Origin of the sequence: Arachidicoccus sp., assembly GCF_050436765.1 — a bacterium.
GTDB lineage: Bacteria > Bacteroidota > Bacteroidia > Chitinophagales > Chitinophagaceae > Arachidicoccus.
On sequence record NZ_JBNQGD010000153.1, the window covers coordinates 18428 to 32666 of the forward strand.

At 38.6% G+C, this 14239-nt stretch carries 12 protein-coding genes; all 12 read right to left on the reverse strand.

Features of this window, described 5'->3' with window-relative positions:
* Positions 1–7: 7 nt before the first annotated feature.
* Positions 8–838 carry an SCO family protein gene (locus tag ACQR30_RS06490; protein WP_429732953.1) on the reverse strand — a complete coding sequence of 277 codons (831 nt, stop codon included), beginning with the start codon at positions 836–838 and terminating at the stop codon, positions 8–10.
* 184 nt (positions 839–1022) lie between these two features.
* Entirely contained in the window at positions 1023–1505 is a 483-nt protein-coding gene (locus ACQR30_RS06495; protein WP_429732956.1) for a cytochrome C oxidase subunit IV family protein, read from the reverse strand.
* Positions 1506–1543: 38 nt separating this feature from the next.
* On the reverse strand, positions 1544–2224 hold the full coding sequence (locus ACQR30_RS06500) for a cytochrome c oxidase subunit 3 (protein ID WP_429732958.1): 681 nt from the start codon (positions 2222–2224) through the stop codon (positions 1544–1546).
* 54 nt (positions 2225–2278) lie between these two features.
* Positions 2279–2848 carry a cytochrome c oxidase subunit 3 gene (locus ACQR30_RS06505; protein ID WP_429732961.1) on the reverse strand — a complete coding sequence of 190 codons (570 nt, stop codon included), beginning with the start codon at positions 2846–2848 and terminating at the stop codon, positions 2279–2281.
* Positions 2849–3790 carry a heme o synthase gene (cyoE, locus tag ACQR30_RS06510; protein WP_429732964.1) on the reverse strand — a complete coding sequence of 314 codons (942 nt, stop codon included), beginning with the start codon at positions 3788–3790 and terminating at the stop codon, positions 2849–2851.
* 74 nt (positions 3791–3864) lie between these two features.
* The gene (locus tag ACQR30_RS06515; RefSeq protein WP_429732967.1) at positions 3865–5676 is read right to left on the reverse strand and encodes a cytochrome c oxidase subunit I; all 1812 of its coding nucleotides are present in this window, start codon (positions 5674–5676) and stop codon (positions 3865–3867) included.
* Positions 5677–5735: 59 nt separating this feature from the next.
* Positions 5736–6791, reverse strand: coding sequence for a cytochrome c oxidase subunit II (locus ACQR30_RS06520; RefSeq protein ID WP_429732970.1), 1056 nt, complete (start codon positions 6789–6791; stop codon positions 5736–5738).
* 113 nt (positions 6792–6904) lie between these two features.
* Entirely contained in the window at positions 6905–8131 is a 1227-nt protein-coding gene (locus ACQR30_RS06525; protein ID WP_429732972.1) for a quinol:cytochrome C oxidoreductase, read from the reverse strand.
* A gap of 57 nt (positions 8132–8188) precedes the next feature.
* Positions 8189–8860 (reverse strand): c-type cytochrome, encoded by a 672-nt coding sequence (locus ACQR30_RS06530; protein ID WP_429732975.1) that lies wholly within the window; start codon positions 8858–8860, stop codon positions 8189–8191.
* A gap of 86 nt (positions 8861–8946) precedes the next feature.
* A complete protein-coding gene (locus ACQR30_RS06535; protein WP_429732978.1) occupies positions 8947–9537 on the reverse strand; it encodes a DUF3341 domain-containing protein in 591 nt (196 codons plus the stop codon).
* Between the two features lie 82 nt (positions 9538–9619).
* Positions 9620–11062: an NrfD/PsrC family molybdoenzyme membrane anchor subunit gene (gene nrfD, locus ACQR30_RS06540; RefSeq protein WP_429732981.1), complete on the reverse strand. Its 1443-nt coding sequence runs from the start codon at positions 11060–11062 to the stop codon at positions 9620–9622.
* A gap of 58 nt (positions 11063–11120) precedes the next feature.
* On the reverse strand, positions 11121–14234 hold the full coding sequence (locus ACQR30_RS06545) for a TAT-variant-translocated molybdopterin oxidoreductase (protein WP_429732984.1): 3114 nt from the start codon (positions 14232–14234) through the stop codon (positions 11121–11123).
* Positions 14235–14239 lie beyond the last annotated feature (5 nt).

Genomic DNA, 14239 nt, shown 5'->3' on the forward strand with positions numbered 1-14239 from the left:
TTATAAATTATTTAGTAGCATCCTTTTGCTGGGGTTTTTTCTTAAAAATTAAACGCGCAATAATCATCACCAATACAAAGGCTATCAGCAGCATGACCCCCATTTCCACAGGGTCAAAAGGCAATGCGCTGGGGTGGGCTTTATCTTTTTCCACCATTAGTAAACTAATATCATGAGCGAGTTTCGGCAAGGATTCGACGGTATCCAGGCCATTGTAATAACCGCGTATATGAAAATCCCTATCAAGTAAAACAAACCGCGCCGTATGCGGGAAATAAGGACTTATAGGAATGGTATCATTATATTTATCAACCTTTAGTTGCTGAAAAATAAAGTTGTAAATAGAGTCTTTATTCCCGGTCAGGAACCACCAATTATCAGAATTAACACCATAATTATCGGCATATTTTTTTAGCCGCGTTACACTATCGCGGAGCGGATCAATCGTGAAGGAAAGAAATTGAACTCTATTGGCGCCAACTGCATCATTTTGAACTTGATTTCGCTCAAAGGAACGTTGCAGCTTAGCCATATTATGCGTAAGTATTGGGCAAATGGATGCGCAACCGGTAAAGAAAAAATCAGCAACAATGACCTTATCCTTAATATCATACAAGTTTACCGTATCTCCCAATTGATTGACCAAACGAATATTTTGTACTGTATGCCAAATGCTATCGGTCGAAATCTTGCCATTTTCTACTTTGGTAATTACGGAATCAAGTAAATACTTATTCGGTATTGTTACGGCATTCTCGCCTTCATATTTTAAACCAAAGTAACCGATTAGGGGAATTACCAATGCAATACAAATGGCCAATAGTGCTTTTTTATTCATCTCTCTTATCTTTTAACGATGATAGTTCATTGTGACGCATTGTTACAAAAAGGCCTAAGCAAATACAAACAATGTGTTCTATTGCGGGGCAAAGGTCCTATATAATTTTCATAAAAGTTGTTATAAGCACAACAAAAAACCATCTAAAGAATAGATGGCTTTTCAAAACATATTATTTGTCACATTATTTCGTTTCTGGAGTCGCTTCCGGCTTCGGAACATCCATATGATGTGTCACATCAGGATTAGGTTGTTCTTGAACAGGCATCATCAATTTAGCTCTTTCCACATGATAGGGTTCGAATCTTGCTCTTTCTCTTTTATAGGCACTGCCTTCATTTAAGAAAGCAAAAATGAACCAAATGAATAAAAGTGCAGGGATAGCTAATGACATTATCAGGTTCCGAACTTCATGGCGTAGATGCATAAAATAGCCAATAATATAAAAAGCCTTCCAAAGCATCAATGCTAAGACTATGCCCTTCACTAAATGCCGTTTAAGACTCTCTTCAGGCCAAGGCATCATGAGAAATCCAAACCCCAATTCTACAGCAGTCAAGATAGAAAGGTACAAGGTTATACGCCAGATCTCCCTCTTCACAGCTTTGGAGTCAAACGCGTGCGCATGCGTATGGCCGCCGCTTTCTAAGTTCGCTAAGTTTTCCATTGATCAATATAATTTTAAAACTGAATTATTATTTATTCTTATACAAGATAGAAACAAGTGAATACAAATACCCAAACCAAATCTACAAAGTGCCAATATAAACCTGCTTTCTCAATCATTAAATAATGGCCTTTTTGTTCAAATTTATTACGTAAAGTCATTATCAACATGATCGTATTAATAACCACACCAGAAAATACGTGAAATCCATGAAATCCTGTAATGGTAAAAAAGAAGTTCGTAAAATTACTCGTTGAGACAGTGCCGTCCGCATTAGGAAAAGGATTGCGACCCCACCAAGCACCTTCGTGAAATAAATGTGTCCATTCCCAAGCTTGGCAACTCAAAAACATTAAACCCCCGATGATAGTAAATATTAAATATCTTACCACATCTTTTTTATTCATTTCTTTACCTGCCTGCACCGCCAAAACCATGGTAACAGAACTTAAAATGAGGATAAAAGTCATTAAGCTCACAAACAACAATGGAGCAGGCATATGTAATCCGGGAAATTCGTCAAAAGCCTTATTCGCATCGGGCCAGCCAATAGTTGCAAAACGGGTAGTGCCGTACGCAATAAGCAAAGCGCCAAATGTAAACGAATCACTCAGTAAAAAGAACCACATCATCAATTTACCGTACTCAACTTTGTAGGGGCTGCTGCCGCCGTCCCATTTACTTGGTTTCTCAATATGTACTGCTGCTGTATTTGCCATAATAATTGATAATAAAAATTATTTTCTATTTAAGTTTTCTCTAAAGAATTTATACTAAGTTAAACTAAAAAATATAAACAGATAAATCCATAAAATATCTACAAAGTGCCAATAGGTAGCGACCATCTCTATGGGGGCGGCATCATATCTTTTCACTTTGGTACGGTACGCCCTGAAAAAAGTTATCAATAACGCTATCACTCCACCCAAAACGTGCAAAACATGCAATCCGGTAATAATACCTAAAAACGAGGCTGAAGCATTACTTCCTACCCCAAATATTTGAATACCTTGTTCATGCAACTCGGTAAAGCCATACAACTGTAATATGGCAAATAATACGCCTAAAGCTGCAGTAACCGTAATAAGAGTTCTATATTTTTTACGTTCGTGCGCCTTAAAACTTTTCACAGCCAGGTGAATCGTTAAACTACTTATCAATATCACGGCTGTAGAAACCCAAAAAATCTTTGGTAAAGAAAACTCCATCCAATTGGCGAAAGATCTTTTTACCACATAAGCACTCGTAAGTCCCGCAAACATCATCACAATGCTCGCAATCCCAATCCACAATAAAAATTTGTGTGGATGTAACCTACTTCTATTTTCTACTGCACTCACCATTTAATAAATTTTATTTACCGCAAATAACAATGCTAACAATACAATCGGTAAATATATATAGCTGCTAAACATTACCCGTCTCGCAGATTTTACATCCATATTAATATAGAGCCTTATGGATTGGACAACCATTCCCAAATTACACAAAAGGATAATTACAAAGCTAATCTTCCCTGCTATACTTCCTATGTCATTAATGGGTCTGGATCCTATACCTACAAAGGCAAGCATACCGACAGGAACCATCATCACCGAATAAATAACTGCTTGCAGGGCTGTTTTTTTTGTCGGCCCTTTTTCAGACGGTAATAACTTAAACCCCGCTTTACTATAATCGTTGTGTGCAACCCATGCAATGGCCCAAAAATGAGGAAATTGCCAAAGGAATTGGATGAGAAATAATATCCATCCGCCTGCCCAACTATTATCCCCGCCATGAGAGAATCCCGCTACCCAACCAATTAAACAGGGCAAAGCACCCGGAAATGCACCCACCAAAACCGCGATTGAACTTACTTTCTTTAAAGGCGTATAAATATAAGCATATAAAAAAAGACTAAAAACGGATAAAAACGCGGACTCCATATTAAAACAGGTCCACATCATCACTATCCCAAGTACGCCGGTAATAAATGCAAATCCTAATGCATGCTGGGCGGACATCCTTCCCGAAGCCACGGGTCTATTTGCGGTACGCTTCATCATGGCATCTGTACTTTTTTCCACTGCCTGATTGATCGCGTTAGCCGCGCCGGTCACCAACATCCCTGCTACAAAGAGCTCTATAATTTTTACCACATTCGACACTTGCGTGTTGGGTGATAAAAGATAACTTATGACACAAGAAAAAACTACCGTGAAACTCAAAGTGAATTTCATGAGCATCATATAATCCTTAACAGATTCAGACACTTTATAGGAGAAAGAATTTTCTTTATTCAAAAATCTAATTTTTACGCTAAGAGTATTTTATCTAAAACGCTACTACAGTCTTATTAAAACCTTCAATATCTATACTAATCTTCTATATTATCCTCTTGTCCTACAGGAACCGTTTGAGGAATATAATCGTGCCCATCCTTACTGTAATCATATGGCCAACGATGTACTTCAGGTATTTCACCAATCCAGTTACCATGCCCCGGATTAATAGGTGTAGTCCATTCCAATGAATTAGCCTTCCAAGGATTTTTCTTTGTTAATTTCCTACCCTTAAAAATTGAATGGAAAAAATTGAATAAGAAAAGAAACTGTGCTGAGAAGGTAATAATTGCAACGACACTGATAAATTTATTTACCTCCGCAAACTGTTTGAAACTTTCCCAGCTGCTGTAATCATAGTAACGACGTGGCATACCCGCTAAGCCTAAATAGTGCATCGGCCAGAAAATAAGGTAAGCGCCGACTATTGTAATCCAAAAGTGAATCGAGCCTAAAGTACTGTTCATCATTCTGCCATACATCTTAGGGAACCAATGATATACGCCACAGAACATGCCAAACATAGAGGCAACACCCATAACCAAGTGAAAATGCGCAATAATAAAATATGTATCGTGAATATGAATATCAATCGCTGAATTACCCATATAAATACCGGTAAGACCGCCAGAGATAAATACACTTACAAATCCAATACAGAACAGCATCGCCGGTGTAAATCGAATATTCCCCCGCCATAATGTTGTAAGCCAGTTAAACACCTTAATAGATGAAGGTACAGCAATCAATAAGGTGAGTAGTACAAATATGGAACCTAAGAATGGATTCATACCAGATACAAACATATGATGCGCCCATACCAAAAAGGCAAGTATTACGATTGCGAACATGGACATTACCATCGCCGAGTAACCAAAGATCGGCTTGCGCGCATTGGTAGACATTACTTCAGATACGATACCAAACGCAGGTAAAATAGCAATATAAACTTCCGGATGACCTAAGAACCAGAATAAGTGTTGATATAATATAGCATTACCACCTTCGTGTGGTAGTGCACCAACTCCCTGAATATATATATCGGATAAATAGAAACTTGTTCCAAAATGACGATCAAAAATCAAAAGTATAAAACCGGAGAACAACACAGGGAAAGATAATACGCCTAATATAGCTTGCAAAAACACACCCCAAGTGCTCAATGGCAAACGAGTCATGCTCATACCTTTGGTACGCATATTCAATACGGTGGAAATATAGTTGAGACCACCTAATAACTGAGAAACGACAAATAAAATAAGTGAGGTAAGCCATAAGTCCATACCTGTTTTCGATCCCGGCGAAGCTTCACCCAACGCGCTCAATGGAGGGTAAGCCGTCCAGCCACCAGCAAATGGACCTGTTTGAACAAAGAAGGAAGATAGCATAACAATACTAGCTGCGAAAAAGAACCAGTAGCTTAGCATATTCATAAAAGGCGACGCCATATCACGTGCACCAATTTGAAGCGGAATTAAGAAATTCGCAAAAGTACCACTCAATCCGGCAGTCAATACAAAAAATATCATTACCGTTCCATGGATCGTCGTCAGCGAATAATAGGCTTCCTGTGAAATATGGCCGCCCTTACCCCATTTTCCTAAGATAGTCTCCAACCAGGGGAAAGTAGTGTCAGGAAATCCTAATTGCAACCGGAACAATACAGACATAAAACCACCCAGCACGGCCCAAATAATACCGGTAATCAAAAATTGCTTAGCGATAATTTTGTGATCGGTACTAAAAATATATTTAGTAATAAAGGATTGTTTGTGATGATGAACATCATGGTGACCTTCAATGTGTGCCACCGCAGCACCCGGATGTAATACAGCTTCGCTACTCATAACTATTTCTTTATATAAATTCTATAATGTTATTCCTAAACTAGGTGAAAAAATATCTTTTATAATTTCGCCATTACTTTCGTTGTATCTATAGCAGCAGATGCAGGTTTTGTCGTATCTGCTGCCTTCATGCTTGGATCCTTGTCAGGAAACGCCGCATAGTAGGCCGGCTTTTGTTGCGACATAATTACATCAAATTCTGGTTGAGTTACAACATCTATCACAGCACGCATAGAATAGTGTCCTTGACCACATAACTGGTCACATGCCAATTCATATACATAATTTGGATTTCCGGTACGCGCCCTCATTTCCTTTGTTGTAAACCTTGGCGTAAACCATAATGTTGTAGGCGTACCCGGAACCGCATCCATTTTCATTCTAAACTGCGGAAGCCCTACGTCATGGATTACGTCTTGAGAATTAATCAACAAACGAACCGGCACACCTTTCACCAAATACATTGTTCCATCAATAACAACATCATCAAATGTGGCAGGATCTGCTTTTTGATTAAGTGCTGCACTATCTTTCCAAATTAACCCCAATTCATTACTGTGCGCAGGATCTATATCTTTAAAATATTTTTTTCCAAAAACACCATCCTGTCCGGGATAGCGAAAAACCCATCCAAATTGGTGACCTGTAACTTCAATCTCCATCGCATTTTTAGGAGAGGGACCCGTAAACAAGAACCAACTACGTAGCCCATATACTATTAAAATAAGCAGAACAATCGTAGGCACAACTGTCCATACAATTTCTAATTTATTATTATGTGGATAGAAATGCGCTTGTTTTCCTTCCTTATATTGATATCTATAGGCAAACCAAAACAAAAGTATTTGCGTAGCAAAAAACACGATGCCAGTCAAAATAATCGTAATCCACAATAGTTGATCCACTTGCTCACCTTCTATACTAGCAGAGCCTTGAGGAAAAAGGGTTTCATGGTACAATAAATGATTACACCAATAAACGCCTATCAAACCAAGGATCAGAAAGGCAATCATAAGAGTGCCGTTTACTTTATTGCTTTGCTTGAAAGCTTTTTCTTCGCCTTTCAACACAGATACATACTCGCTTGCTTTAGCAATTTGAAAAATTACTATCACAATCAAAATTATCGCGACGATGGTAAAAAACATAGACATAATGAATATTGCTTAAAATATTTTTCTAAAACTTTTTATTCTAAAATCTCGAAAGTCAACTCTCTTTTTAAATTTTAAGTATGATGTATAATACTCTCTTTCAAGAAAGGATGGTATTTCTGTATCAATGGTTTTTTGGTTAAAGCTTTCCCTACAAAGTAAATCAATAGACCGACAAATAATGCGGCAATACCAAAATCTAACCAACTTAGCGTAATATGTGTATCAGAAATACTACCCATAATCATTTGATAAAAGTCTAACCAGTGGCCAAACAATAATAATACTGCCATAAAAGTCATCATCGTATAATTACGTTTTGATGGACGAGACATCAAGATTAAAATCGGGCATACAAAGTTAATGACTAAATTCAGGAAAAATACACCTTTATATTCACCTTGTACACGATGTTTAAAGTATATCGTTTCTTCCGGAAGATTGGCATACCAGATAAGCAGATATTGTGCGAACCAGATATAGGTCCAAAATATTGAAAATGCAAATAAGTATTTACCCAAGTCATGTAAATGTTCCTGATTGGTCAATTCCAGATAACCTTTATTCTTTAAATAGATGACAAATAATGTTATCAGTGCCAATCCACCAACGAATGAACTTGCAAATACATACCAACTGTACATAGTACTATACCAATGCGCATCCAAACTCATTTGCCACAACCAAGGTGTTACACATCCAGCCGTGATCCCAAAAAAAGCAAGAAATAAAGAGGCGGCTACAGTTGTACGCCAAAGTGTGCGCTGGCTTTTTTGAGGTCCTTCGTACTTTTCATCGAATTGTTCAGAAGCTTTTCTCATTCTCATACCTAAAAAAGACCATAAGCCAATAGACAAAACAGTCCAGGTAATATAAAAAGGCAAGTTTAAAAAACCCTGTTTATGCATCAGGACGGTATCCCCTTTTACATATTTTATATCCGTCCAATGATAGAGATGCAGCTTGCTGATTACCAAATAAATAAGTAACACACCCGTGATAAGTCCAAAAATAGGCACTACAGCTGAAATGGCCTCTGTTACTCTGTTGAATGCTATTTGCCAGGCAGACATGCCCAAAGTAAGTGCGCAGATAAAAAACATAGCAATGTTGGTAATCAACAGAAAATAAATTGCATTGTACATAATTGTACCCCAAAAAGCTTGTTGAACATTTGGATCATCACTCAGGCCTTGTGTCACAAAACCTATGATAAAAGAAATAACTCCAACTGCTATCAAGCCTAAAGACCAAGTCTTCATTTTGGAAGGAATTACAAACTGTGTTTTTATTGATGCCATCGTTAATATTATTTAATTCGCTGCTATTAATATTTCTAAATAATCGTTTTATATTTCTTATTTGGCTGCCACTGCAGTAGAATCTGCTACGTCAAAAGGAGCTGGTTTGCCACCCTTTGCTTCAGCTTGTCTTGCTTTAATATAATGTACCAGCTGCCAACGTTGTTTACGGGATAATTGAGACGCATAACTTCCCATCATCCCCTTTCCATATTGGATAGAATAAAACATTTGTCCTTCCGGCATTGCCAGAACAATCGGATCACCCAGCAGGTTTTTGGGAGCCGCGCTAAACGGACCACTTCCGCCATTATATAAAGGCCCATTCCCATCCAATTTAGCACCATGACAAATACCGCAATTTATCAAATATAATCTGTGAATTTCGGTCGCTTGTGCATCTGTTAAAGGAGGTTCCGGGTTTTCAATCAACTTAGCCGCCACATAATTGGTCGTATCTCCCTGCTTGTCTTTGGCAATAGGAAAAGGAAGGTCTTCCCCTCTGGCAATAGTACCAGCAACGGGCTGATTGTTGTAAAATATTTTACGTCCCGCTTCCGCTTCTTTTTCTGTAAACTGCGTAGAGTCTCTTTGTGTGTAAGTTTCGTAGGCTGGGCTATAAAACATATCAGGCATATACACACGTCCTGGATCACGCCTTACACTGTTACAACTAACCAAAATGGCTCCGGTTACAAATATTGTTGCGATGACAGATAATTTTTTCATCCCTATTTTTAATTTCTGTATAAGTTGTCGGTTTTGAATTAAAACAAAAACCAAACAAAAATATTTTTTCTAAAATCTATAATAAACTAAAGCACCTCAATGACATTGTCATTAATAATTTGTTGCTCTCTATCAAAGCGACCCCACCACCAGCCGGCTTCGGCGTCCTGCACTTCAATACCGACAGTTCCCTTGGTTTTCAGAAAGTCCACCAATTCATCGACATTCGTTGAAGGTGTACATTCTATCACCATTGCAAAAATATCATCTGTTTGCCTCGGGTGAAAAATGTGCTTCTTCACAAACGGGGCCATCTGACACAACCAGCAGAATGTGTAAACCATTCCCACCGATGCAAACAATACCGTCAACTCAAATGTGATGGGAATAAATGCTGGTAAAGCAAAGTGAGGTTTACCGTCATATATTTGAGGCCAATCAGAAACAAAAACCCAAGACATACCACCTAATGCCGTTGCGGTACCAAGGATACCGTAAATAAAACCGGCAGTATGCAAGCTAGTTTCTCTTAATCCCATCGCCTTATCTAAACCATGTACAGGAAATGGTGTATAAACATCGTGAAGTTTGTACCCGGCAGCTCTTACATCCTTCACTGCGGGAAACAAATTTGCTTCGTCATCAAAACTCGCTACAACAAATTTCTTTTTTGCCATAATTTATTTTCAATTTAGCAATTGCTATTAATGAAATATTTTATTTATCTCTTCTACTTTAATTAAAATCTTTTCCGAAAAATTAGTGCGCATACTCGTGTGCAAAGGCTTCAGGCTCTTCTGCTTCAACGTGTGCGATAGCTAATTTATGATTATCACCGGATGTCTTTGCAATACTTTTAATTTCAGCAATCGCAATGACAGGGAAATATTTTGAAAATAAGAAGAAACAAGTAAAGAATAGACCAAATGTACCAATGTAAAAACCTAATTCCCAAATGCTAGGGCTATAGTATACACTCCAGGCAGAAGGCAAATAATCTCTGTAAATAGATGTAGCAATAATTACAAATCTTTCGAACCACATACCAATATTAACTACAACACTCATAAAGAAAGTAACGGCAAGGTTTCTTCTCATCTTTCTAAACCAGAATATTTGTGGGCTCAATACATTACAACCAATCATCCCTACATAACTCCAGCCTAATGTACTATAAATATTAGCACGTGTGTAGAAGAATGCATAAGCTTCATATTTATTACCGCTATACCAGGCAACAAATAATTCTGAAAGATAAGCTACCCCCACAATTGAACCCGTAAGTACAATTACCTTATTCATTGCTTCAATGTGACCAATGGTAATATAGTCTTGAAGGTTCATCATCTTACGCACAACTAGTAAAAGCGAGTTTACCATCGCAAAACCCGAGAATACCGCACCTGCCACAAAATAGGGTGGGAAGATAGTCGTATGCCAGCCGGGAATTACAGAAGTAGCAAAGTCAAAGGATACAATTGTGTGTACAGAAAGAACCAATGGAGTTGCCAGGCCCGCTAACACCAGCGATAATGCCTCGTGACGTTGCCAATGTTTGGTAGAACCCGTCCAACCAAAAGAAGCAATACCATATAATAATTTTCTTAATTTAGTTTTCGCTCTATCACGTACAGTCGCCAGATCTGGCAATAGCCCGGTATACCAGAATAATACAGATACAGTAAAATAAGTAGAGATGGCAAATACGTCCCACAACAAAGGAGAATCAAAGTTAGGCCAAACAGAACCACGTGAATTAGGATAAGGAAAAATGAAGAAGGCATCCCATACGCGTCCCATATGGAATACGGGGAATTGTCCGGCACACATTACCGCAAAAATCGTCATTGCTTCTGCAGCACGGTTTACACCTGTACGCCATCCCTGACGGAAAAGCAATAAGATAGCTGATATAAGCGTTCCGGCGTGCCCAATACCTACCCACCACACGAAGTTGGTGATGTCCCAACCCCAACCTTGGGTCTTATTCAGATTCCACTGCCCCACTCCATATACAACTTCTTCATAAACACTAAATATACCAAACAGAAGCATACATACGGCAATGTAAAAACCAATATACCATAGTTTACCTGGTTTTACCTCAATAGGGGCTACAATATCTTCTGTAATTTGATGATACGTTTTACTGCCTTTTACCAACGGCTCCCTGAGTTCTGATTCGTACTTAAATAATGACATTCAGTTTCGTTTATAACTAATAAATAATTATTATACTATTTCACCTATTACTATATTACTAAGCCGTAAGTTCTTCCGGCTCTTTAACATCCGTATTTCTAACTTTTGCCAGATAATTTACATTCGGCAAAACATGTAATTGTTCCAGCGCATGGAATAAACGTAATGGATTTTCTTTTCTCATTAATGAAACGGCACTCTTACTATCGTTTGCATTTCCAAATACGATACAATCACTCGCACATGCCTGTTGACAAGCTGTTTTCACATCCCACTCGTTATTTTCCCCGGATTTTAATGGCCGGCTTTCTTTCTTAGCAGTCAATTTGCCATCTTGTAAACGTTGCACACAGAAAGAACATTTTTCCATCACACCACGTGAACGTACAGTTACATCCGGATTCAAAACCATTCTAGACAATTCTTCATTCCTATCGTGTACCGTAGCATCCAATTTACCGACCAATTGCTGATCTTGGTTATTAGGGAAGCTATCTGCACCTGTATAATCAGCCCAGTTAAAACGGCGTACTTTGAATGGACAGTTATTGGCGCAATAACGTGTACCAATACAACGGTTATAAGCCATTTGGTTCAACCCTTCTGTACTATGGTTAGTCGCATTTACCGGACAAACGTTCTCGCAAGGAGCGTTATCGCAATGTTGACACAACATGGGTTGGAAAATTACATTGGGGTTATCAATGTCCCCAGAATAGTATCTATCTATTCTCAACCAATGCATATCGTGGAAACGAGCCACCTCGTCCTTACCTACAATCGGGATATTGTTTTCAATATTACAAGCAACCACGCAGGCGCCACAGCCGCTGCAAGAGTTTAAATCGATACTCATACCCCAGTGAATACCCGGTTTATCGTAATAAGGATATATGGTACCTTGCTTTTCAAAGTTTTCAATACCCCCATAAGGTTTTAACTCTTTTTCCCGATCACGCAAAATCTCTTTAGGATCTTCTGCAAATTCAGGGAGCGTCAATTCCTTTAATATTTCAGTACGCTTGCCACCCATAAAAGAATCATAACGGCCTTGAATCTGTGTTTGCGCTACTTTATATGTCTTATCTGTCTTTTCTATCTTTACATCGTATTGTTCAAACTGAACAGCATCACCCGTAAACTGAGCAAGAGGATAGGCATTTTTACCATAACCATCTGCTGCTTTACCTATTTTACCGGTCCTTCCATATCCTAGTGCAATACCCAAAGTTTTAGGATGTGTACCAGGAATTACCAAAATAGGCAACTCTATAGATTTTCCGTTAACCGTTAGTTTTAATACCGGTTTTGCGGGATGTGTTTCGTATTTATCAGCGTCACCTTCATTATGCAAATTGATTCCCAAAAGGCTCAATGCTAAAGATGGTGAAATCATAATGTAGTTGTCCCAAGTCGCTCTGGATATAGGGTCTGGCATTTCTTGCAAGAACGGATTACTTGCACCTTGTCCTTCGCCGATAGCAACCTTCTGATAAAGCATCAATTCTATATCACCGGCTTTTGTATTGATAGAAGACAAAGCGCCGGAAACGGCAGCAGCACCATTATAAGCAGTTGCTGTTATCGGCGTCTCAGCAGCATTGATAACACCTGCCTGTAACGTTTTCATCCAACCCGTTTCGCCACCTACTTTTGTCAACCAATAATTCTTCAAGAATGTTTCGTAATCTGTTGGTTCACCAGCCCATTTCAACAAACTGTCTTGCCATTGACGTGTTTTGAACAGTGGGTTAATAGTAGGTTGCATAAAAGAGAAATAGCCCGTCTTAGCTTCCGCATCGCCCCAACTTTCTAAAAAGTTATGGCTTGGAATAACATATTTACAGAGCTGGGTAGTTTCATCATTTTTTTCCGCAAATGAAATGGTTGTTTTTACCTTTTTCAAAGCGGCAACAAACTTATCACTGTCATACCAACTATAAGCCGGATTTGCACCATATACTAATAGTGAATTTACACCGCCTGCGTTCATATCGCTCAATAACTGCACAAAATCTGCATCCGTACCTTGACGAGCATTGTTGAGAACACTCCAATCAATGGTTTTACCATTTGCGCCAATAGCTTCGTTAATAGCATTTACCAAAACCTGAATATTCTTATCATTGCTTCCACAAACTACCAAAGACTGGCCTTTGTTAGCAGCTAATTCTTTTGCAACTTTTGCTATGCCCGCCTTTAATTTTTCATCAGAGATACCAGCGATACTTTGTCCGTTTACAGCATTCAATAATGCGGCCACAACGGCACCTGTTTGCGAAGGCAAATGTGTAAAACGTTCATCGGAAGAAGCACCTGTTGGAGTCAAAATACTTTCAAACTGAAAGTGCTTGCTCATGGTAGGGTTCTTTTCATTAATTTTTCTAGTCGCAGAATATTGTGTGCTATATTCTACCGGAGAAATCCAGGTACCTAAAAAGTCTGCACCAATACCTACAATTACTTTTGCATTTTCAAAATGGTAAGAAGGGATTGCCTTTTTACCATAAGAAAGATTATTTGCCTCCAGAATACCGGAGTAAGAAACCGCGTCATACATTACGTGACGGCTGCCGGGGTATTTAGCAATAAACTTATTGATAGCCTCTAAAGTACTGGGGGAATTAACTGTTGTAGTCAAAATAACTGCCGGGCCGGCTAATACACCTGCAATGGAATTATCAATTGATTCAAAAGTAACTTCTTTACCCGAAATTGACGGAAAGCGTAAACGTGCAGTATTATAAAGTTCGATCACAGAAGCCTGTGCTCTGGCAGAAGTACCTCCTTTAGTAATAGGGCTTAACTCGTTACCTTCTAATTTTATCGGACGACCATCACGTACTTTAGCTAACATACTAAGCACATCACCGTCTTGTACATAAGTAGTCGCATAATAATTTGCCACACCCGGTACAATATCTTCCGGTTTATTGGCAAATGGAATAACTTTCATTACAGGCGTCTTACAACTAGCCGCTAAAGTAGCAGCTGCAGTACCAAAGCCTAAATATTTTAAGAAATCTCTTCTGGGCGTTGGCGCGCTTAAAAATCCACCATCAATCTCTTCAAAAGGGAGAAGCTCTTCAGGAAATTCATTTTTATTCGCTTCCTGAAACCCTTTAGTATTTTCCCGTTCACCAAAACTTTGCCAATGTTTTTTGTTCGCCATTTATC